The following is a 20,777-nucleotide window of genomic DNA, read 5'->3' on the forward strand; positions in this document are numbered from 1 at the left end:
ACTGCCACCGGCATGATCCCCAGGATCCAAAAGCGCGGGCAGCGCACCCTCGGCCTCTTGTACTACCTATACGGGCCGGGCAGGTATGAGGAGCACACCGATCCGCACCTCGTCGCATCCTGGGACAACAATGCCCCCGATCCCGGCCGCCATCAGACGGCAACCCTCAAGCAGCTCCAGCAGCTCCTCGATCAGCCCTTGGACAACGTCGACGCCTCCGAGCGGCCGAAGAAACATGTCTGGCACCTGTCCGTCCGCAACGCCGCCGAGGACCGCATTCTGACGGATGAGGAGTGGGGTGACGTCGCGCGCCGCATGGTCGCCGCCGCCGGTATTGACGACCCCGATCAGGGCGCGGGCTGCCGGTGGGCGGCCGTACGGCACGCCGACGACCACATCCACATCATCGCCACCCTCGTCCGCGAGGACGGCTACCGTCCCGACCTCGATCACGACGCCGCCCGCGTCCAGGCCCAGGCCCGGGTACTCGAAGTCGAGTTGGGGCTGCGGCGCCTCAACAAGGGTGACGGAACCGCCGCACAGCGACCGACCAGCGCCGAGCGCCACAAGGCCCAGCGGCAGGGCAGGGAGCGCACCGCACGCGAGGAGTTGCGCGAGACCGTACGGCGCGCGGTGGCCGGCGCCACCAGCGAGGCCGAGTTCTTCGACCGGCTGGCCGCCGCCGGCCTGCTGATCCGTAAGCGCGTTGCCCCGTCGGGAGACCTGCTCGGCTACAAGGTGGCCCTTCCCGACGACCGCAACAAAGATGACGAGCCCGTGTTCTACCCCGGAGCGCGCCTCGCGCCAGACCTGTCCCTGCCGCGGATCCGGGAACGCTGGTCCGCCCACACCCACGACCAGGCCCCCGCCGCCGCGCAGCCGGACTCACCTGTGGCACCAGGCGGCCCGGCCGCCGCCCGCCGACGGGCCGCCTCGGCCGCGTGGGCGGCGGTGCTGGTGGTCGAGGCCGGCGAGGACGCGGTCGCTGCCGCGTACATCGCCGCCGCCGGGGAGGTCCTGGACGCGCTGGCGAAGACCTCCGCCGCCCACACCCGCCGCGAACTGCGCGATGCGGCCTTCGCGTTTGAGCGGGCCTCCCGCTCCCACGTCCGAGCCGAGCGCGGGCACGATCGCGCGCTACGGCAGGCCGCCCGCGATCTGGTCTACAGCGGCCCCGCACTCGGCCGGGGCGAGGACGGCGCGACGACCGCGATGGCGATCGACATGCTGTTCTTCGTCATCACCGCCGCCGTGCACTGGCACGCGAAGAAGGGCCACGCCCAGCAGGCCGCCGCTGCTCGCGAGGCCGCCGAGCACCTCCGTGCCGCCTACCGGGCCGCCGCCGCCCAGCCGCTGAGCGCCCTCTACCAGCGTGGCCGGCGCCTGGGCCGCCCGCTGCTCCAGCGGCAGACCGTGGTGCTACGCGAGGCCCTCCCAGAGCTGTCGGAGCAGATCCTCGCCGAGCCAGGCTGGTACGCACTCGCCGCCACCCTCGCCGACGCTGAGGCCGCTGGCCACGACCCGGCCGTCCTTCTGGCCGAAGCTGCCGGGCGACGCGAGCTCGACACCGCGGAATCCGTCAGTGATGTCCTCGTATGGCGGCTGCGGCGGACAGCGGGCCTGCCCGCGGACACCACCGACCTGGCCCATTCCGCACGTACGGCGGACCGCTCGGCACACCGCTCGGGGCAACGGGTATCGGGCCGGTCCGGGCACGGACGAGGCAGAGCGTGACTGTGGACTTTGTGAATTGAAGCAGGTCATGGGCTTGCGGCACGATCACTACGCGAGCAAGACGAGACGAGGGAGAACGTCACGGTGTTTCACCGCATACGCCGCCGGGCGCAGGAGCCGAGCGAGATGCAGCGCCAGCACTACGAGGCACATGTACGTCTGGTCGGCCAGGTGCCGCCGGAGGTCCAACAGGTGCGGACCGCGCAGCAGTCCACCCCGGAGCCAGCCTCGGTGGTGGACGACTTCCTCCCGCCGGAGCTGCGCGTGCCGAGCCACGACCAGCTCGACGGCCGGGTGATGCCCTGGACGCAGCCGATCGTCCTCGACGGTGACATGGTCGCTTGCGCCGAGTGCGGTGCGTACCGGGACTGGATCATCATCTCCTCCCAGGGCCAGATCTGGGTGCGCTGCAGCCAGGGACACCAGCAGCCCGAGAGGCGACTCGACACCGCCTGGTACAACCGACACGCTGGCCCTGCGGACGCCACGCACGCCACATTCGAGGACTGCCTGCGGCACCTCGGCCACTGACCCCCACTCCTACGACCCCACCGGGCCTCCGGCCCGCACTGCCCAACGATCACCTAGCACCATGGGGTCAGCTCACCATGCGCGTTCGCGTCACCGTCGCCCTCGGCCTCACCGCCGTCACCATCCTCGCCCTGCCCGCCTGCTCCGCCGACACCAGCAACGCGAAGTCCGCCTCTGCATCCTCCGCGCACAGCAGGAAGCCGACCACCGCCGACCGGGCCGATGCACTGTCGCCGGCCGAGCTGGAGAGGCGTCTGCTCGACGAGAGCGACCTCGGCGCCGGGTACATCCGCAAGCCCGAGCGTCCTGCCCAGCACGACGCCGTCACGGTACTCGGCTGCCCCGCCCTGCAAGGCCTCGGTGGCGACGCCGCCACCGGCGGCTCGCCCGACTTCTCCGGCCAGGCGAAGGCCAGCTTCGTGTACGCCAACGACAGCCACTCAGAGGTGTCCGAGGAGCTGTACAGCGACACCGCGAGCACGCTGTCCGATGGCATCGACCGCATCTTCGACGCCATGACCGGCTGCCCGCAGTACCAGGTCCTCGCCGGCAGCACTGCCATCGACGTGATGACGCAGAAGACGGCCCCGCCCCAGCTCGGTGACGAGCAGTGGAGCCAGCTGATGACGCTCTCCGCGGGCGGGCAGAACACGGTCGTCAAGCAAACCGCTATCCGCGACGCCAACCTGCTGGTGATCGTCTCCGGCTCGCCTGCCCTCGTGGACCTGCACCTGGAGAAGGCCCTCGCCAAGGCGTCGGTAACGGGCTGACGCATCCCCTGCCTCCCTCCACGCCCTCGTCCACGGCCCTGTGGGCGAGGGCGCCTCTGCACTCCACCGCCGCGCACCAGGTGACGGGAGCAGATGCCGGACATACCAAAGGCCCGGGCACCCCGATCAGGGTGCCCGGGCCGTGTGAGTTGGAGCGCGCGTAGAACGCCCGGGAAAGGGCGCCGCGGGTGCGGCTGGAGCTACTCAGCCGGCGGGTGCGCGCATTAGCCGGTCCTGGGTGCTTTCCGGAAGCACCCGCCGTAGCACCGGTGCCGTGGAGCTGAGCGAGGCCGCGAACGCTGCGACGAGGTCATTCGGGACGCTGGCGCCGAAAGAAGCAGCCCACAGACATGGCGAGCCCAACACCGGCTCGGCCCATGCCTGCCACCCGGCCAGGCCCGGCTCGTCGGACTCAGCCACCAAAGCGCGCGGGTTGGCGTCCTGGATGAGCGGCGGTACCTCGCCATAGGTGAGGTGGGAGGTGAAGGTGGGGTCCGTCGCCCCCGCACCCGGATGGTCGATGTCGCGCAGCCAACCATGGGCCGTCACAGCGTCGAGCACCACCTCGGGCCCTGCGAGGGGCGCAGCAGGATGATCGAGGGCGTCGAGTGCGACGAGGAAGTCGACGAGGACCTCGCCGGGGACGTCGGGGGTGAAGTATGCCGACCACTGCGCCAGCGGGCTGCTCGTGTCCGCGCGAGCGGAGACCTGCCAGGCGATCGGCAGCTCGCCCAGGTAGAACGGCTCGTCCGGCAGGACCCATTGGGCCCACCGGAGAGTGTCGGGACTGATATGGAGGACGGTGCTGCGCAGGACCTGTCGGTCCTCCGGAGCCTCCTCCGGTTCCCGACGTCCGCGGACGATCGTCAGACTCGTCCAGCCAAGGCCGGACAGCGTGTCGGCGACGTCGTCGTAGAGACGTCCGTCGTCACCGGCCAGGTGACGGGGGCCGACCCAGTACGCGGACCGGATGCTGGTTGGGGTGGATCGGCCGGACGGGAAATCGGGGTGCAGGGGCGCCTCCAAAAGGTGCTGGTGCGGGTCTAGCTGCCGCAGGCAGTGCGGCGAGGACGGTGTGGTGGCGCGTGTACGGGGGCCTGCCAGGCCAGCGCGACGGCGACCTCGGGCGGCAGATGGCCGAGTTGGGTGTCCGCGTCCCGGCCTTCGGCGAGGTAGACGACGGGCTGCCCGGTCTCGTCCGTAGCCTGGACGACCTGGTCAAGGCGGTGCGCCATCGGGAAGAACGGGTTCATCGCGAGCCGCACAGGCTGCTTCCCGTCACAGCCGGACAAGAGGTCGATGAGATCTTCAACGGTCATTTCCGTGTGCGCCATGGAGAGCCTCCTTGCATGGGGAAAGGGGGGCCGACGGGTATCGTGCCGTCGGCCGGACGGAGCCAGGAGCAGAGGGCTCCGGCTCGAACGTGTGGCGTCATACGCGCCGGGAGGTCTCCAGCACACTCGCCACGGCAGCGGCAACGATCTCGGCCGGCGTCTCCGTGCCGAACGACATGTGATAGCCAGGCATCTTGGCCGTACCAGTGACAGCGATCTTCCATCCCTCGCCATCCGTGCCAGGACGGCCTTGCGGGAACCACCCGAGGTAGAAGCGGCCATCCTTGGAGCTGACGTGCACATCCGCACGGTCGTCCACGACCAGATTGAAGTCGTCGGCCGAGAACTGGTCCGTAACGAGCGTCGGCTGGCCCGGGCCAAGCTGCCACTCACGCAGCCGCAGGGCCTCGACGGTAGTGGAGAATCCGGGGCTCATGGGAGCCACGGTCACAGGCAATCACCTCTCTGACTTGGGGATTCCGAGAAGGTCGTTTAGGTTGACATGCCCCTACGCGCGTTGGCCAGTCTTTCGTGGACCTTTCCTGTCTGCCCCCGGCGAACTGCTGTCCGCCGACAACAAACTCAGTACATGGGGTTCCTTGCCATTAAAAGCAGTAGCCAGCGTCGCCGGGTTGGCGGCTCTGCCTCTTGGATTGGTCGGTGACGAGCTGAAGCTCGATCAACCGCTGGCAGGACCGATGCTCGGCTGCCTTCCGTGCTCGCACACGGCTGTGGTTGCGGCAGTTGGGCGTCGACCTGGCCGGCCCGCTTCAGGACCGCTCGCTCGTGTTGCCCGCCGGGGAGGCGGGCCGGTGACCGCGGCGGCGGTACTGGACCTTTCCCCCGGCGCCGGGCTGGTGCTGGACGGGACGGAGTGGACGGTCGAGCGGCGCGAACCGCACCTGGGCCGGGTGCAGTTGGCGAGGTTTACGGCACCCGCGAGCGGGTGACCTTCAGGTTCCTGGCCAACCATCCGAAGTGCGTCGGCTGGGACCGACCGGGGCCGCCAGCGCAAGGCGTCCGAGGACCTGGAAGGCGGGCCGGCTCGAGCTGACCGAGCTGCGGATGACACACCTGCTGGAAGTGGCGACCGGGTTCCGCTCCGGTGACCCGTTCCACCCGGGCCCGGGTGAGCCGAGAGCCGAGTACGACCCGGTGACGACGACGCTCACCGAGCGCCGGCACGCGAAAGTGGCGGAGCTCGCGGCCCTGGATCCGCAGCACGCGAAGCTTCTGGGGCTGGGCTAGGTCGGCTACCGCACGCTGATCCGGTGGAAGAACGCCCGCCGCCGGTTCGGGCTGGTCGACTGCGCGGACCACCGATGGCTGCGCCGAAGCGGCGGAACACGGACGGTTTCCGAGCCGGTGCGGGAGGCGGTCCTGGCCGTCCGCGAGGAGACGAAGCGGATGGCGATGACCAGCTACGACACCCTGCGCCGGCTCTGGCAGGAGTGGTTCGGCCCCGGTGGCGCCCGGCAGCGCTACGCTCGGTCGGCGGATCTGCCGGAGTCGGAGGGGCACGTCCCGGTGCACCGGCCGGGCCAGGTCTTCGCGCTGGACATCACGGTGCTGCCGGTGATGGTCCGCGAGCACGTCTTCGGCGATCCGGTGAATATGCACCTCACCCTGGCTCTGGACGTCTGCACGCACTCACTGGTCGCCTTCCGGTTGACGCTGGTCTCCGACAGCTCGGTGGACGTCGCGATGGTGCCGCGGGATGTGACGATGCCACTGCCGATGCGGGCGGACTGGGGCGAGGACCTGGAATGGCCCTACCCCGGCCTGCCGCCACGGTGGTGGCCGAGTTCGCCGGGCACGCGGTGGCTGGCCTGCCGTTCTTCACCCCGGAGAAGGTGACCACCGACCACGGATCGGTCTATCGCAACCACCACCTGGTCGAGATCGAGCGGGTGCTCGGCTACCAGGTTCTGCCCGCCCGGGTGCTGCGGCCGACCAACAAGGCCGCCGTCGAGCGGGTGTTCGGCGTGATGCGGCAGCTGCTGTTCGAGCACCTGATCGGCTACACCGGCGTCGACATTGCCCAACCGCGGGCCGACCCGGCCGCGGACGCGGTGCTGACGGCCGACCAGCTCGAGCACCTGGATCGTCGGCGTCTGGTAGAGGCGCAAGCTGGGCGAGTACACCCGGCCTGGGATCCGGACGGCTCGCACAGCCCGAACTCGCTGTTCGCGGCGTCGTTCGCGCAGACCGGCTTCGATTAGGACAACCTTCAGCTGTCGTCCCGGGGAAACTTGTGGTCCCTGCCGCAGCGCAGTGCGATGTCCCCGCTCGCCCTGTCGAACTTGTGGAACAGGAACAGCTCACGCGCGTCGCAATCCTCGCAGACCTCAGCGCGAGCGACCGGCCACAAGGGCAACGGCTGCGGGGACGAGGGGCCTTCCACGTAGATGCGGTCCGGGTCAAGGGTGCCGAGGAACGGGCGTTCGAAGGGTTCCCAGTCAGGATGGCTTCCTTGGAGGCGCCGCCCGATCAGGGTGAATCCGCCGTTGCCAGTGTACGCGCAGGTGTCGACCAGCTCCCAGCGCAGTGCGGATAGCCAGCCCACCGATTCCAGGGCTGCCACGACCAGAGGTTGCAGAGCATCAACCTCGCGCTCAAGCTTATGTTCCGGCTGCACCCTGCTTGCGTGGCTTGAGTCGTTCCTCATCCCGCGCAGTTCGCGCAGCGTTCCGAGCACACCGCCGGGGTCCAGAGCTCCTTCCAATTCCGGAAGTTCGGGGATAGCGCCGACCTTGACTAGGGCTTCGATCTGCTTCTCCCACGTTCCGAAGGTCGCACCACCTTGCGAGAGGGTCCTGTTCCTGCGGAGGGTATCGATGAAGCCCTGGTCTCGATGGATCTGGACCGCGACGGCAAGCACCCCGACACAGCGAGCCACGCCCTCGGCGAGTTTTAGGAGAGCATCCTTGCGATGGGCTGGTGCCGTGGCGATGCGGTACTGCCGGGCCAGCGCCGCCACGTGGTAGGGATAGGTCCACTCGGCCCGTCGGACCGGATCCCCGAGCGGTTGGACGAGTTCCTCGATGATGCGCGCCTCGTGTGCGGAGGCCTTGGCCGCTCGACGCATCTCGTCGATGCCAGCCTGCAGGCCATGGAACACGTTCGGCAAGATCCTGGAGGTTGTATTGGCCAGGGCTGCCTTGCCATGATCGAGATCATCTAGATACGCGTTGAACTCAGGGTCCTTGATCAGTTCGACGGGCACAGGCGAGTTCATATCCACGCGCGAGTACGGGCCGTCCTCTTCGCTCGCTCGGGTCCGCATCCATTCGCACAGAGCGCGCCCGATGTTGCCGATGGGACGAAGCACGGTCATTGCGGTCACGGCGTCGCCAAAATCCGCGGGTAGCAGGCGCCAGTTGCCTGCCAGTCCCACCACGTCGCCGCCGGTGCAGACGGCCACGGCCTGCCGCGGCCGGGGAGCCTCTGTGAGATCCGCTGCGGTCACCGCCGTCTGGAGTTCTCTGCCACTCAGCAGGGGCAAGCCCTCCATGGCCCTTCTGCCGGGTGAGCTGTTCGCTATGCGCCTTGCCACCATGGAGAGCGGCCCGAAGCCCGTGTCAAGGCCGCCGGCCAGGAACGGGGCCTGGGGCAGGGCGTAGCCAATCTCGATGCCGACCTGGTCACGCAGGTACTCGGGCGCTATCTCCCGCTCGATGAACTCGCTCACGTCCTGCCCCAGGGGCACCCTCACCTTGTGACGCAGCTCGGGATCCGGCAGCGGACGCCCCTCCGCATCCTGCTGCAGCTCACCCTCTGGAGCCGATTCGGCCACTGCATGACGTACTCGGCGCCACAGCCCGCGCGGTAGCTCCGTCGGCAGACCTGCGTCCTTCAGGGCCTTCGAGAAAGCGCCCTCGAAGGCGGCCCAAGTGGTCCAGGTTTGCCCGCTCAAAGCCCGGAGAGCACCCACCACGGAGTCCATCCCAGCGAATCCTGTCGGCTTCCGCCATGACTCGGCATCGGTGACGGTGGCGGAGTGCGCCGTGAAGTGCTGCCGCAGCGGCTGGTCGACCGTGACTTCCTGGTAACCAAAGGAGTCGACGTCGAGCAGCAAAGCCCCCGCCTCGCCATCGGCCCCCCGCCTCTCGTTCGAGGTTCCGTATGCCGATTCGTAGCGGTCCGCGAGGCGGGCGATGTGCTGGTCGGTCAGATAGTGCCGCTTGCGCCCCAAGGGCCCACGCAATGTCGCGAAGTCCCCCCGCGCGTCCAGCGCAATCACCTTGCCTCGAAGTCGGAGCGGCTTGCGGTTGGACAGCAGCCAGAGACACGTGGGGAAACCGGTGTTGGTGAACAAATGCGAGGGAAGAGCGACCACACCCTCCAGCAGGTCGTTCTTCAGCAGCCACTGCCGGATCTTCGACTCATTCGATCCGGCACCGCCCCGGTTCAGCGACAGAGCGGGAAGCAGAAGGGCCGCCCGAGCACCGCCTTCGGCCGAAGGCCGCATATGGGCGACCATGTGCTGCACGAAGAGCCAGGAAGCATCACTAACACGAGGCAGCCCAGCCCCGAAGCGCCCGGCCGGACCCAACTCCTCCGCCTCGCGCTTCACGGCGTCCTGCGCCCTCCGCCAATCGAAGCCCCACGGCGGATTAGACAGTAGGTAGTCGAACTTCTGGCTTCCGTACTGGTCGTCGCTGAGAACGTCGCCAGACAGGATGTCCGTCGGATCCAAGCCTCTCATCATGCGTGCGGAACGAGCGATCGCACGACTCTCCGCGTTGATCTCCTGGCCGAAGACCGTCACCTCGGCGGGACTGCCCATGCCACGCAGAAAGTCCTCGACGGCGGTGAGCATGCCTCCGGTGCCGCAGCACGGGTCATGCACGGCGATCGGCGGACCCTCCCGGTCTAGCGTCGCGCCGTCCGGCCCCAGCAGCAGTCTGACAGTCAGCGCGGTCACATCTTGGGGGCTCGTTTGCTCGCCTGACACCTCCGGCTCCCCGTCGATAAGACGCCGGACCAGTTCCTCGTACTCCCGCCCCATCTCCTGGTCGGAGACGACGTCAGGACCCAGATCGAGCTCGGCAAACCGGGACACCACCTGGCGCAGCACACCCGCGTTTGCCAACCGCCTACCGTGGACGCGAAGTCGAACGTATCCAGCACGTCCACGACCTCGGCGGAGAAACCCCGTACGAAACGCCCCAGCGCTTCGGCGAGGCGCGACTCTGCATCCGATGACGTCTCGTCAACCGCTGTGAGCAAGCCGCCGAGGCTGCCCGAGGCATCCGGCGCGCCATCGGTCCCGTCCAAACCGGCCATCGCCGCGTCCGAGACTGTGGCCGCGAGACGGCTTTCCCCCTCTGCGGCTGTCGCTTTCAGTCGCAGGTCCGACTCAAGCCGGCGAAGGCAGTCCATCCGGTGCAGCAAGGTGAACGGGAGGATCACCTTGCGGTACTGATTGACACCCATGGTGCCGCGCAGCAGATCAGCCACGGCCCAGCCGACATCCACCAGCGCGCGGATTCCGTCCCCAGCCACTCGCCCTCCTAGACCCGCGGCCACCCACCGGCCGGGCATCGCTCATCATCTCACTCGGTCCACGGGCGTGATGATGAGCGGTGCGCCTGGGCCACAAGTCGCGGTGACATGCGCCAAGAGGCCCTTCAGCGGGTCTTACCCCGGCGCATGTAGGGGGTGGTCACATCGGAGACCGCGAAGCGCCTCGACGACTCGCAGGTAGTAATCGGAGATCTCCGACGAGGTGCTCTGTGACAACAAGCCTGCCTTTGTGACACCTATCAGCTGCGGCGCGTCTGTGTGCCGGAGCTCGGTACTTGTCACCGGGATGCCGGTCTGCCTGGGCCTAGCCGTAGGACGGAGCACGACGGTTGGCACTGTCTGCTCAGGATTCTTGTCACCTGCGGGATGTGATCAGCCTTTTCGTCACCTGCTGTGCGGTCACGCAGGTCGACGCCTCGAAGTGCCTGTGGCGCCGGCCGGGCCGACCGAGATAATCAGCCGATGGAGATAGAGCGCGCCTACCAGTACGCGGAATGCACGGCTGTGCTGGAGGCTGACCACGAGGTCCCCGGGGGTGAGGCCATCTTCGATCAGGCCCTCAGCAACGGGCTCCTCACCATCGTCGCGGCCGAATGGCCCGGGGAGGAAACCAAGCCCAAGGGCTCAATGATGCGCTCTGCGGCAGAGCTCCTCACGGTTATCGAGGAGAAGGCGGACGAACAGGAGGACGGCACTCTCCTCATCTCGCTGCCTGACGGGGACGGGTTGGGGCGTGTCCGCGTCGACACGGCAACCCTGCGCGATGGCATCAAGCAGACCCAGGCCCCTCGTCACGGTCGCGGGAAAGGTTCCCTGGAGCGGCACCACATCGACGCGCTGCTGGCGCTCGACGAGCATCCGGCCCTCGGACGCATACCCGAAGTAGTGAGCGACGGCCGATGGGTCAAGGCCGAGGTGCGCGATATCTACGAGCGGGACCGGGCGCAGAAGTACCTCGACTTCCTCGGCCATGAGGAAGTGGAGTTGCGCGCCGAGCGGGCCCCCGATCTTGTTGAGTATCCCCACCCCAAGCATAATCCGGACCGGGAGGGCTGTGACCTCGAAGACTGCGGGGTGTGCGGGTACGAGAGCTTCAAGCTCGACTATCCGGCGGAGTTCGAGGAAACCGGTAGCGGTGCTTGTCTGGTCTGCTCCTACACCCGGACCCCGGACACCGCGTACTACCTGACGTTGACCGCACAGCTCAAGCGCGATATCGAGAGGGACGACTAGGCCACACTGCCTGGAATGCCCCGCCTGCGCAGGACCTGGCGGTGGCCCCGGACGAGTACGCCTTGCCCGCGATGACCGCGTCAGGCCTGACGCGGGGGCGCCCGGCGCCAGCCCGGGGCACCACACCACGGCCGATGTAGCTGCCGACCACGTCGGTGACAGGTATCGAGCCCAGGTGACAACTATCGCGCTCAGGCACAGTCTGAGCGTCACCCAGATCAGGAAGCGCCACACCAGCCTTATCGAACACATGATTGAATTTGGCCATGAGTCCGATCCCCGACACCCGTGCGCACCAGGAGTGGCACGCCCCCCATCAGCAGCTCGCCCCGGCCCCGCAGATCATGCTGCGGCAGCGGCTCATCCGGCTCTCGTCGGTGGTGGTGTACCACTCGTATTGGCAGGGTCGGCGAGCAAGGGCCTGGGCTTCGCCTCACACGGAGAGGCAGGGAGGAAGGAGCTGGCGATGAGCGGCTTCATCCAGTGCGGGGATGGTGCGTGCCATGTCTGAACTGCCGACTGATCCGGCGCGGCTGCGGGTGATCCTCGCGTACCTTGACCGACAGGTCGCGGAGAGCGATACGGTCGGCACTTACCTGCGTCTCCAGCGCGATGCGGTACGAAAGGCCCTTGTCCGCGCCGAAGGTCCGCCTCAGCAGCAGCGACCGAGGCGTCGGGTGAAGGGAGGCGGGAGGTTGCCCGCTTTCGCCGCGCCGCGCGCAGGAACCAGTTATGTCGTTCAGCAGCATCAAAGTCTTGACGACCCAGAGCCCGCCGTCGTCCATCTTGCTGACTGCACGAGGGTGGAAGGGTCCACGCACTCGATCAGGCCAGACGAGGCTCGGGCCGCGCTCACCGACCCGACCGTTGAGGCGTGCGCGTCCTGCCGTCCGGACAGCGAACTGGGCATGGATCTGGCCTGAGCATCTCTATGCCCTCCCCGCCCGAGCGGCTCGCCGGGCCTTCCGGTGAGCGTTAGACCGCCTGGGGGCATCAGCGGGCAGCGATCGGCGTGCACTGCGTATATGTGGCGGTGTGGTGCTGATCCCTCCCATCGAGCCGATGCTTGCAGAATCACGCCGGGAGCTGCCGCCGGACGGAGCACTTCCCGGTGATCTAGTGATGGAGGCCAAGAGTGACGGCTTTCGTGCCCTCCTCTTCGCCCGGCCCGGTGCGGTGATGGTGCAGTCCCGGCAAGGTGCGGACCTGACGTCGGCGTTCCCGGACATCGCCGCGGCTGCTGCCGGGCTCAATCTGGTTTTGGACGGCGAGCTGGTCGTGCCCGCCCACGGGCGGCTGGACTTCGGGGAGCTTCAGCGGCGTGCCCGGCGCCGGGGCCGCAGCGCTGCCCAGGCCGCCGCGGAGTTCCCTGCCTATCTGGTGGTCTTCGACGTCTTGGAGGCCGATGGCGCGGAGTTGCTGGCCCGCCCGTACCACTACCGGCGCGCGGTCTTGGAAGAGCAGTTCACCCGCGGCGACCTCACCGCGCCGTTCACCCTGTGCCCCAATACGACCGACCGTGCCACCGCGCAGCAGTGGCTGGATCCTGCATGGGGTGCAGCCGGCATCGAGGGCGTGATGGTCAAGGGCCTTGAGCAGCCCTACTTGCCGGGCAAACGGGCCTGGATCAAGGTGCGCTCATACGTCTCCTCCGAGGCGGTGCTCGTCGGGATCACCGGCTCGCTGGCGTCGCCGCAGACACTGCTCCTGGGCCGCTACGACACCACTGGCAGTCTGCGCCTGGTCGCGCGGACGACTGCGTTACGCACAGCTGACCGGCGCGAGATCGCCCAGCGCCTGACCCCCGGCGGGCCGGACCACCCGTGGCACGGCCGCCGCTTCAGCGTGGGCTGGGGCACACGCGCAGAGTTGGAGTACCACCCCGTCCGCCCCGAGCTGGTCGTCGAGTTCATCGCCGACATGGCAATCGACGCGGGCCGATTCCGCCACCCGGTCCGCTACCGCCGCCTGCGGGACGACTTCACACCCGACCAGGTACCGCCGTTCGAGGGCTGACCTCCTGCGGCTGCCGCGGTGCGGCGCGTTCCCTTGACCTGGGGCTCGAGGATCCTCAAGCGGAAGAGGTGCCCGCCCGTTCAAGTTTCTTGGGTCCAGTTCCAACCCTTACTACGGTGCCAGCGGCTTGTCCGCCGGCCCGGACCTACGTGTCCCGCTCCTCCGCCGGAGTTGGCTTCCGATGCCGGCCACGGCCCGGACCCAGCCCTGGCGGGCGGTCCCACTGGGCAGGCTTTTCCTCGATCGGCGGGGGCGGGAACATCAGAGCCTTGGCTGCCGCCAGGTTTTCGACGAGACCAACCGTCTCCCACTCCGTTCCGGTCCATCTCTCGATCACCCGAGGCGCTTCCGGATCTACGTGTGCCCCGCGGTGTGGCATCTCGGTGAGTGGCACCGCCCGCAGCTTCCCCCTTGTGGCATTCCGGCGCTCCTCGCGCCGTCGTGCCCATTCCTCCAACGATTCCTCGTGCATCGCATCATCGTGGCGCAGCGCGGAACCACACCGCCAGCTTCCCTCAAGGCTCGGGATCACCCATACCGGACGTGCACGCGCAGGGCATGGAGCAGGGGCGTAGGGATCACGGGGTGCCCCCGGGTGAGGGCGCAACCGATCCGGCGGCACGGCGAGGGCTGAGGGTGGCAGGCTGGGCGGAAGGAGTCTCCACGGGCGAAGGAGGACTGCGAGTGAAGACGGCAGCGGCCGGGCCGGTGGTGTATCTGCTGGTCGGGCTGACCGGGTCGGGCAAGACCACGTACGCCAAGCGGCGGCTGGAGCCGACCGGGGCGGTGCGGCTGTCCGTGGACGAGCGGGTGCACGCCCGGCACGGCCGCTACGGCGTGGACTACCCGGAGCGGAACTACTTCGCCCTGGAGACCCCGGTGGTTGCCGAGGTCCGCCAAGAGTTGGTCAAGCTGATCGCCGCCGGGCGGGACGCCGTACTGGACCATGGGCTGTGGCTGCGCTCGGACCGTGAGGAGTGGAAGAAGCTCGTCGAGGAGGCCGGCGGACTACCGCGGCTGCTGTACTTCCCAGTACCTCGTGAGGAACTACTGCGGCGCCTTGCCGAGCGCAACGAGCGTGAGGACGCCAACGCGCTGACCGTCACCGAGGCGGCGCTGGACGACTTCTACGCCCGGTTCGAGCCCCCTCATGACGAGGGCGAGGAGATCATCGAGCCCGGTTCCTTCTGACCCGCGGCGGCCGGCGGGGGCCGCCATGTGGTGACCAGCCGGGTGGCCTCCGCCGCCCACCAGCCGGGCATCATCGGCAGCGAGACCGGTCGCAGGTTCAGACGCGGGGAGTCGACGGCGGTCCGGCCGCCGTGGCGGGAGAGGTGGTCCAGCAGGCGCCGGGCCTCGGCGAGCCAGGCGGGTGAAGTTGTCTTCCAGGCGCCGTCCGCCAAGTGCTTCGCCGGCCGCTCGACTTCCTGCGCCACTGACGCTGGACGGCCCGTCCGAGGCAACTTGACGGAACAGGCCCCAGGAGTGTGTGCTCCTGGGGCCTGCCGGGCTAGTTGTTCAGCTTGATAGCGCTGCTTCTGGTCAGCTTTCTGGCTGGTCGTCGTCGCCGTTGTCCTTGCTCCGGCGGACGAGGTAGACGGCGCCGCCGCCCACGGCGAGGAGGGCTCCGGCGCTGCCGAGCAACCAGGGGGTGGCGTCGGCACCCGTGTGGGCGAGGGAGCCGCTCGGAGACTTCTGCGACGCGGCGTCCGTGGTGGTCGGCGCCGGGGAGACGTCGGCGTCGGGCGAGCCGGTCGCCATGGAGACCGACTCGCCGGGGGTGTCCTTGGTCGGCGTGACCGTGGGCGTGGACGGGGTGCCGGTCGACTGGTTTGTCGGCTTCTCGGTCGGGGTTGGCTTCGTGGTGCTGGCGGTCTTGGCGTTGGTGACGGTCACGGTGACCGGTGCGCCGGGGCTGGCGGTGAAGCTCTTCGCGGACTTGTCGAGGTCGTAGCCCTCGGGTGCTTTTGTCTGCTTGACCCAGAACTCTGTCTTCTTGCTGGTCACCGGCAGTTCGCCGGTGGCGGTGCCGTTCGGCCCGGTCGTGAGGGTGAGCAGGGTCTCCCTGCCGCGGCCGATGTTCACCGTGGAGCCCGGCAGGAGCTTGCCGGTCTTGTCGTCCTTCGTCGTCAGGAGGACCTGGGCGGGCTTGAACGGGTCGACGATGGTCAGGCGGGCAGTGGCGCCGGGGGTGATGATGACGTCCTGGTCGTCGACGACATCGTGGAGTGGGCTGCCGGAGGAGGTTTCCTTCAGCCGGTAGACGCCAGGGCTCAGATCGGTGAAGTTCAGCCTCCCTTCGGCGTCGGTCTTGCCCGTTCCCGCCTCCTGGCCGGTGGTGTCGAGGAGGAGGAACTCAGCCCCGACCAGGACATCGCCGGCCGGATCCTTCTTGAGGATGGAGACGCTGCCCAGTGCGGACTCAGGGTCGCCCGTAGTGGCGGCGGAGGCAGACGGCGTCGGCTCGGGTGCCTGGGCGGTCGCGGTCGGGGCCCAGACGAGGGGTGTGGTCACGGCTATGGCGACGGCAGCTGATCGGACGGCGCCTCGGACGGTACGAGCGTGCACGGTGAGGGCTCCTTGTCGGTGGAGAGAGGGGCAGCGGGGTCGAACTCGACGCTGGGGACTGTCGAGGTGCCGGAGGGGGCGGGCGGCGGACACGACGAGATCCCGTCGGGATGGGGCATTCAGCGAGTGCGAGCGCCTCCACCCCGGGTCGGCGGCGGGGAGGGAGTCTTGTGAGTGGTGCGGCCCGCACCCCGGCCCGGTGCCGACGCAGTCCAGGCGCCGGGAAACCACACGGAGGAGTACTGCTCGACGGCATCGCGCAGTCCGTCGGTATGAGCGCCTTCCCACGGCACCCATTCGGGACGGTCGCGGAACTCGCGCATGGTGCCGAACTCCGATTCCCTCGGGCTGCGGCCCAGGGTTGCGTCGCGGTGGTCGAACGTCCTGTGGTCCTCGAACCGCAAGGCCACTGCGTCGAGCTCGCCTCTGTCCTGGTGGATGACGGCAAGGCGCAGGCCGTCGTACTCGCCTGCGGTGATAGTTCGGGCGAAGTCGATGCGCAGGCGGAGCGGGGCGCCCGAGACTGGGGTGGCGTAGTACGTGTTGCCGACGACGGCTGCGTCGGTGAAAGGGAGGCCCAGACGGTTCATGAAGAACACGCGGGCGTACAGGGCCAAGCAGATGCCTCCAGGTCGACAGGTGGGCGACGGGTGGTCAACGGCGGGCGCCAGGGAGTGCCGGACGGCTGGTGGTGCTCCAGCGTGGGACGCTGACGGTAGGGATGGCTGCCGGGCGGCGGGTGGCTGCGCGCTGCACGTCGAGCGGGGTGGGGGCCAGCGGGCGCGGCGGGGCAATCGGGGTCAGCTGAGCCCTGCCTTTGATGTAGCTGTACGTGTCGTCACGCCAACGGAGCAGAGGTGCGGGGTCAGAGACGCTCTCAGTAACGGCCTTGAGGAGAGCCACAGGAGTGTCGGTACTCGCTGTGGCATACCAAAACGGTCGATCGATGGAGGTGCCGGCCCACAGCTGCCAGCGGGCTTCTCGGGTCGTCAGCTCCACTTCCGCGTCGAGGTCACCAGTGGTGTACTCCAAACCGGCGAGGCCGTCAGGTGAGTGGACGGCGAAGACGCCCCATCGCGGGCGATCGATCAGCCAGCCACGGTTAATGAGCGGAGCAACGGCCAGGAACGGGTCACGGTCCTTGCCGCCGGCGACGGGCCGGGCAAGGTAGCTGCTGGGGCCCTGCTCGTACGCCGCGGCAAGCGCGGTGGTGAAGGCGGTGACGAACTCCGTGGGGCAGGAGTCGTTGAAGCACACGCCCCAGACGGGCGGGCCGAAGGGGTCCTTGTAGGCGTTGATGCGCCACAGACCGTCGTCCTCGCCTTCGGGGAGGTAGCCGAGGCGGACCTTACGGTCGGGGGCGTTGAGGTAGGCGTTGCCGAGGTCGTCGTTGTGGAGTTCCCAGCCGAGGTTCCGGAGCGGGTCGAGGCCGGGGTCGCCGATCCCGGTGGTACGGGCGAGGTAGCGCGGGGAGACGTAGACGTCTCCGTCGATGTCGTCGTGGAACGGCACGGGAGCGATCCAATGAGGGTGAGGTCTGCGGCGGGTCAGGCTGTGGTCAGCAGAGCTGCTTCTAGGGCAGCGGGACGACCGGTGTAGTGCAGGGCGCGCAGTCCGAGACGGCGGGCAGCGTGGCAGTTGTCCACCCGGTCGTCGACGAACAGGACACGGCGGGGATCGACAGTGCCGAGCGCCTGGAGGGCGTGCTGGTAGGCGGACGGGCCGGGCTTGCACACCTCCAGTCGGGCCGAGTACAGGGTTTGGGTCATCAGGGGGCGCCAGTCCTGGCTGTCGAGGACGTCGCTGAGGTGCCGGGGTGCGTTGGACAGGAGCACCATGGGCAGCCCTGTCTCATGGATGCGGTTGAGGACCTCCAGGACGTGGCCGTCGGTGCCGGTCCACATGGAGGTGTCGGCGTTGCGTAGTTCGCGCAGCAGGCTGGGGCTGGGGTGGGAGCCGAGGACCTTGGCCCAATACGCGAGGTCGCTGAGCTGGCCGGCGTCGTAGGGCTCGCGTGCGCTCCAGAAGGCTCTCTGGAAGCCGGCGAGGTCGCCTTCGGGCCAGCCGGCGGTGCGGGCGAGGTGGAGCCACTGGCTGCGGGTGGGCTGGAGGCCGATGACGCCGTTGTTAGGCAGCGTTCAATGTCTCAGCAGGGGCATCTTGTCGCAGGGCATCATCACTCGGATGTGTAGCCGACCCCGTCCGTGAGTTGCATAGTGGGCCCTCGCTGTGTGGCGGCCTTGCCCAGCACGGATCCCCTCCCAGAGACCTCTCCATGTCAGCCGCCTGGCGTAAAGACGTCTACGCGGTTGGTAACGTCTCCGGCCGCATCACCATCGATTACGTACATCCGCCCGTCTGGCCCAATCGCTGCAGAGTGCTCGTGGCGATCCACCGGCATGCTAGGAATCTTCTCCCACGAATCCTTCTCGGGTGTGTAGGCATAGGCAGCTGAGCTCGAATCCCAGTTGACGCCCGTTTGCCCTCCAAACACATAAATTTTGCCATCGAAGCCAACTACGCCAGCCGTCGTTCCCAAGGAGATCGGCAATCGCTTTCGCTTCTCCCAAGCGCCCGTACTGGGCAAATACGCCTCAACCGCATCTAGGGGACCGTGACTTTCACCTTCACCACCAAAACCACCTATAGCATAGATCTTTCCATCACTGCCGGCAGCCACCGCCATCCGTCGCCGTGGCGTCGGCATCGGAGGACCCAAACTCCACGTTCCATCCTTTGCGTTATAGATGGCCATGGTGTCCTCATTAATAGCGTACATGTTTCCATTTCGATCCACCGTGGCGTTGACATTGTCCATCGCGGTCGGCAACGGGGCGCCCACTTCCCAAGTATTCGAATCAGGAGAATAGACTTCGACTGCATCTGATGGGGTGAATTGGTCTCCAATGCCTCCACCAATAGCATAGATACGTCCATCTCGTCCCGTAACCGCGCCGGGGTCGGAACGAGGGGTAGGCATGGCCGGCGCGGGCGACCATGCATTCTTACTGGGGTCATAAATTTCCAGCGCCCCAGTCTGGTCAGCAAGGCCGGATTCGTCAAAGTCTGCTCTTGGCACCAATCCTCCAACTAGGTATATCTTTCCGTCGCAGCCAGTCGCAGCTGCCGCAAAGTAGCGTTTGGTAATAGAGGGTGCGACGGAAGACCAGACGTTTCTGAGCTCGCCATCAGACGACTCAACTGTCTTTAGGCATGCCGGAATGGTGAAGTCTGCCGACCGTTCGGAGCCGCTACAGGAGGGCACAAGGAGTAGCGCGCCCAGCATCAAAGTCAATCCCTTGCTCCTCTTGGCGAACAACCAGCCTCGCTGCATTCTCTGTCACCACCTGTACCGCATACGGAAAACTTTGCTCGTTTCGCTTGCGACGCCGATCGTCTGACCGAAGTTGCTTAAGAGCGACCTTTCCAGCTTCTGAAATGACGTCAGGCGGAGCAACTTTCCGTACGGCGTTCGAGTGACGCGAGACCCGGCGTTCCACCAAGCCGGAGCCCGTCCCCAGGATGCGGAAGTGACGTTGGTGACGCAGCATGGAACGAGGGAGCCTTTGACCAGGCTGGGGGCTGCCGATCATGAATCAGTCGCAACTCCACTGCCCGAACGGGCACACGCCTCCGCGAGGGAAAGAGACGTCGAGGTTCTGTGTCATATGCGGTGCACCGATGGCCGTTACCTGCCCCCATGGTCACGAGGTCAAGCCCGCCCAATACTGCAATGTCTGTGGTGCGCCTCTACCTTCCACCGACCTGAGTGCCGCCGACGAGGAGAGCGCCCAAGAGACTCCCCGCGAGGATGGGCCGTCCGCAGTGACGACGCCCCCAACTCGCCGACGCAACCGACGCCTGCTCATCCCTACAGCGGCTGTTCTCCTTGCTCTGATCATCGGCGGCGGAACTTACCTCGGCATCACCCAGTGGACCGGCTCAGATTCCAGTCAGCGGATAAGTCCGGTGCCGACGTCGGCTTATCCTTCGCCGACCACCAGCGACATGGCACCGTCTCAGCCCACCGAACAACCTCCCAGTATTTCGCCGACGCCTAGCAGCCCCACCACCGAGTCGTCACCAGCCGCGGGAAGTCCAGAAGGCACAGTTGAGGCATACTTTGACGCCATCAACGCCAGCGACTACAGGCGTGCCTGGGAGCTCGGGGGAAAGAATATTCAAGGTGGGTCATATACAGCCTTCGCGCAGGGCTTCAAAGACACAGCCCATGACTCGGTGACGATCGTTTCCGTAGTGGGTGACACCGTGGAAGTTGAACTCGACGCCACGCAGACGGACGGCACACACCAATACTTCGCCGGCACATACACCGTCCGCGACGGTGTCATCGTCGCGGCCGACATCCAACGTCAGTGATCAACAGCTCGAGTTGCCCATACCCCAAGTCCGGGCGGTGATCGTCACAAGGCTCGATTTATCCTTTCAGCCGCACCGGGCACCATGCAGCGGCTCCAGTCGAAGCCACAGATTGACTCACAGATAGACCCCTGGTTAAGCGGGCGACAGGGAGCATAAGAATGCCTGAAGCAGACCGCTGTCCCAATTGTGGCGCCTCTACAGCACCGACCGACGCCTTCTGCTCGGAGTGCGGTCACCGGCTCGCCCGGTCCGTAGAGCAATCCCCCGCATTCGGCCCGCCTCCGTACAGCCCGCCACCACGATTCGGCCCGCCGTCTCCGCCTGGCTCGCAAACGAAACGTGATGACGGCTTCTTGGAGGATCTGTTTGATTTCGGATTCACCAAATTCGTTACGCCGATTGTTGTCAAATTTGTATACAAGGTGGCAATGCTTGTCATTGCGCTGGTCTGGCTTGCCTACGTCGTTCTGGGATTCTTTATATCTCCGTGGGCGGGAGTGTTGGTGGTGGTCTTCGGTCCTCTTGTCGCGCTTTTGTGGCTCCTCGTATGCCGTATCACTCTCGAGCTCGCGATGGTGATCTTCCGTATAGGGGCTGACCTGCATGATGTCAGGGAGCGAAAGGACCGAGAAGGCGCCGGACCCGGCTCTGCTCATAGTTCCGGTAACGTGTGACGGGG

The 20,777-nt window shown here is 67.2% G+C and carries 25 protein-coding genes and 1 pseudogene; 13 read left to right on the forward strand and 13 right to left on the reverse strand.

The genetic code is table 11. From position 1 onward, the window contains the following. Window positions 1–12: 12 nt before the first annotated feature. The 3 genes from ACSU6L_RS03440 (at window position 13) to ACSU6L_RS03450 (ending at window position 3,035) form a co-directional block, all read left to right on the forward strand. On the forward strand, window positions 13–1,734 hold the full coding sequence (locus ACSU6L_RS03440) for a relaxase/mobilization nuclease domain-containing protein (protein ID WP_437053383.1): 1,722 nt from the start codon (window positions 13–15) through the stop codon (window positions 1,732–1,734). Window positions 1,735–1,818: 84 nt separating this feature from the next. Further along, on the forward strand, window positions 1,819–2,265 hold the full coding sequence (locus ACSU6L_RS03445; RefSeq protein ID WP_437053385.1) for a hypothetical protein: 447 nt from the start codon (window positions 1,819–1,821) through the stop codon (window positions 2,263–2,265). Between the two features lie 77 nt (window positions 2,266–2,342). Next, window positions 2,343–3,035, forward strand: coding sequence for a hypothetical protein (locus ACSU6L_RS03450; protein WP_437053387.1), 693 nt, complete (start codon window positions 2,343–2,345; stop codon window positions 3,033–3,035). A gap of 204 nt (window positions 3,036–3,239) precedes the next feature. Here the strand turns inward: ACSU6L_RS03450 and ACSU6L_RS03455 are convergent, their stop codons facing one another. The 3 genes from ACSU6L_RS03455 to ACSU6L_RS03465 form a co-directional block, all read right to left on the reverse strand. Continuing rightward, entirely contained in the window at window positions 3,240–4,061 is an 822-nt protein-coding gene (locus ACSU6L_RS03455) for a DUF317 domain-containing protein (protein WP_437053389.1), read from the reverse strand. Between the two features lie 17 nt (window positions 4,062–4,078). Then, window positions 4,079–4,369: a hypothetical protein gene (locus ACSU6L_RS03460; protein WP_437053391.1), complete on the reverse strand. Its 291-nt coding sequence runs from the start codon at window positions 4,367–4,369 to the stop codon at window positions 4,079–4,081. Window positions 4,370–4,466: 97 nt separating this feature from the next. Continuing rightward, on the reverse strand, window positions 4,467–4,820 hold the full coding sequence (locus ACSU6L_RS03465) for a DUF317 domain-containing protein (RefSeq protein ID WP_437053392.1): 354 nt from the start codon (window positions 4,818–4,820) through the stop codon (window positions 4,467–4,469). Between the two features lie 361 nt (window positions 4,821–5,181). Between ACSU6L_RS03465 and ACSU6L_RS03470 the strand changes: the two genes are divergently transcribed. From ACSU6L_RS03470 to ACSU6L_RS03485, 4 genes are all read left to right on the forward strand, one after another. Further along, entirely contained in the window at window positions 5,182–5,319 is a 138-nt protein-coding gene (locus ACSU6L_RS03470) for a hypothetical protein (RefSeq protein ID WP_437053394.1), read from the forward strand. A gap of 115 nt (window positions 5,320–5,434) precedes the next feature. Further along, entirely contained in the window at window positions 5,435–5,617 is a 183-nt protein-coding gene (locus ACSU6L_RS03475) for a hypothetical protein (protein ID WP_437053396.1), read from the forward strand. Between the two features lie 117 nt (window positions 5,618–5,734). Beyond that, entirely contained in the window at window positions 5,735–6,226 is a 492-nt protein-coding gene (locus tag ACSU6L_RS03480) for a hypothetical protein (RefSeq protein ID WP_437053398.1), read from the forward strand. Then, window positions 6,223–6,591, forward strand: coding sequence for a hypothetical protein (locus ACSU6L_RS03485; protein WP_437053400.1), 369 nt, complete (start codon window positions 6,223–6,225; stop codon window positions 6,589–6,591). The genes ACSU6L_RS03480 and ACSU6L_RS03485 overlap by 4 nt, the downstream gene beginning before the upstream one ends. Before the next feature lie 8 nt (window positions 6,592–6,599). Here the strand turns inward: ACSU6L_RS03485 and ACSU6L_RS03490 are convergent, their stop codons facing one another. Both ACSU6L_RS03490 and ACSU6L_RS03495 read right to left on the reverse strand, forming a co-directional pair. After that, window positions 6,600–9,464 carry an N-6 DNA methylase gene (locus tag ACSU6L_RS03490; protein WP_437053402.1) on the reverse strand — a complete coding sequence of 955 codons (2,865 nt, stop codon included), beginning with the start codon at window positions 9,462–9,464 and terminating at the stop codon, window positions 6,600–6,602. 293 nt (window positions 9,465–9,757) lie between these two features. Continuing rightward, a pseudogene (locus tag ACSU6L_RS03495) lies at window positions 9,758–9,916 on the reverse strand (hypothetical protein); the annotation flags it as partial. Window positions 9,917–10,360: 444 nt separating this feature from the next. Between ACSU6L_RS03495 and ACSU6L_RS03500 the strand changes: the two are divergent. Beyond that, window positions 10,361–11,131, forward strand: a complete 771-nt coding sequence (locus ACSU6L_RS03500) for a hypothetical protein (RefSeq protein ID WP_437053404.1) — start codon at window positions 10,361–10,363, stop codon at window positions 11,129–11,131. Between the two features lie 476 nt (window positions 11,132–11,607). On the opposite strand, the gene ACSU6L_RS03505 is transcribed toward ACSU6L_RS03500, so the two are convergent. Beyond that, window positions 11,608–11,916 (reverse strand): hypothetical protein, encoded by a 309-nt coding sequence (locus ACSU6L_RS03505; RefSeq protein ID WP_437065242.1) that lies wholly within the window; start codon window positions 11,914–11,916, stop codon window positions 11,608–11,610. Between ACSU6L_RS03505 and ACSU6L_RS03510 the strand changes: the two genes are divergently transcribed. Further along, complete coding sequence (locus ACSU6L_RS03510) at window positions 11,809–12,054, forward strand: DUF6233 domain-containing protein (protein WP_437064742.1); 246 nt, start codon at window positions 11,809–11,811, stop codon at window positions 12,052–12,054. The two genes, ACSU6L_RS03505 and ACSU6L_RS03510, sit on opposite strands and share 108 nt — an antisense overlap. A gap of 112 nt (window positions 12,055–12,166) precedes the next feature. Beyond that, complete coding sequence (locus ACSU6L_RS03515; protein ID WP_437053406.1) at window positions 12,167–13,147, forward strand: ATP-dependent DNA ligase; 981 nt, start codon at window positions 12,167–12,169, stop codon at window positions 13,145–13,147. 145 nt (window positions 13,148–13,292) lie between these two features. Here ACSU6L_RS03515 and ACSU6L_RS03520 read toward each other — a convergent pair whose 3' ends face one another. Next, window positions 13,293–13,619 carry a DUF6087 family protein gene (locus ACSU6L_RS03520; RefSeq protein WP_437053408.1) on the reverse strand — a complete coding sequence of 109 codons (327 nt, stop codon included), beginning with the start codon at window positions 13,617–13,619 and terminating at the stop codon, window positions 13,293–13,295. Between the two features lie 212 nt (window positions 13,620–13,831). On the opposite strand from ACSU6L_RS03520, the gene ACSU6L_RS03525 reads away from it, so the two are divergent. Further along, on the forward strand, window positions 13,832–14,338 hold the full coding sequence (locus ACSU6L_RS03525; RefSeq protein ID WP_437053410.1) for an ATP-binding protein: 507 nt from the start codon (window positions 13,832–13,834) through the stop codon (window positions 14,336–14,338). On the opposite strand, the gene ACSU6L_RS03530 is transcribed toward ACSU6L_RS03525, so the two are convergent. The 6 genes from ACSU6L_RS03530 to ACSU6L_RS03555 all read right to left on the reverse strand — a co-directional run bounded on the left by ACSU6L_RS03530 (window position 14,296) and on the right by ACSU6L_RS03555 (window position 19,001). Then, window positions 14,296–14,583, reverse strand: a complete 288-nt coding sequence (locus tag ACSU6L_RS03530; RefSeq protein WP_437053412.1) for a hypothetical protein — start codon at window positions 14,581–14,583, stop codon at window positions 14,296–14,298. The genes ACSU6L_RS03525 and ACSU6L_RS03530 overlap by 43 nt on opposite strands. Window positions 14,584–14,689: 106 nt before the next feature. Beyond that, a complete protein-coding gene (locus tag ACSU6L_RS03535) occupies window positions 14,690–15,715 on the reverse strand; it encodes a SpaA isopeptide-forming pilin-related protein (RefSeq protein WP_437053414.1) in 1,026 nt (341 codons plus the stop codon). A gap of 119 nt (window positions 15,716–15,834) precedes the next feature. Further along, the gene (locus ACSU6L_RS03540; protein WP_437053416.1) at window positions 15,835–16,332 is read right to left on the reverse strand and encodes a hypothetical protein; all 498 of its coding nucleotides are present in this window, start codon (window positions 16,330–16,332) and stop codon (window positions 15,835–15,837) included. A 37-nt stretch (window positions 16,333–16,369) separates the two neighbouring features. Then, the gene (locus ACSU6L_RS03545) at window positions 16,370–17,227 is read right to left on the reverse strand and encodes a DUF317 domain-containing protein (RefSeq protein ID WP_437053418.1); all 858 of its coding nucleotides are present in this window, start codon (window positions 17,225–17,227) and stop codon (window positions 16,370–16,372) included. Between the two features lie 35 nt (window positions 17,228–17,262). Beyond that, window positions 17,263–17,850, reverse strand: coding sequence for an HAD-IA family hydrolase (locus ACSU6L_RS03550; RefSeq protein WP_437064744.1), 588 nt, complete (start codon window positions 17,848–17,850; stop codon window positions 17,263–17,265). 143 nt (window positions 17,851–17,993) lie between these two features. Further along, window positions 17,994–19,001 carry a Kelch repeat-containing protein gene (locus tag ACSU6L_RS03555; protein WP_437064746.1) on the reverse strand — a complete coding sequence of 336 codons (1,008 nt, stop codon included), beginning with the start codon at window positions 18,999–19,001 and terminating at the stop codon, window positions 17,994–17,996. A 395-nt stretch (window positions 19,002–19,396) separates the two neighbouring features. Between ACSU6L_RS03555 and ACSU6L_RS03560 the strand changes: the two genes are divergently transcribed. Beyond that, window positions 19,397–20,095 (forward strand): hypothetical protein, encoded by a 699-nt coding sequence (locus ACSU6L_RS03560; RefSeq protein WP_437053420.1) that lies wholly within the window; start codon window positions 19,397–19,399, stop codon window positions 20,093–20,095. A 161-nt stretch (window positions 20,096–20,256) separates the two neighbouring features. After that, window positions 20,257–20,772: a DUF4282 domain-containing protein gene (locus tag ACSU6L_RS03565; RefSeq protein ID WP_437053422.1), complete on the forward strand. Its 516-nt coding sequence runs from the start codon at window positions 20,257–20,259 to the stop codon at window positions 20,770–20,772. The last annotated feature ends 5 nt before the right edge of the window (window positions 20,773–20,777 follow it).

It is taken from the genome of Streptomyces sp. enrichment culture, from assembly GCF_964272855.1.
In the GTDB taxonomy this organism is placed as follows: Bacteria; Actinomycetota; Actinomycetes; order Streptomycetales; family Streptomycetaceae; genus Streptomyces.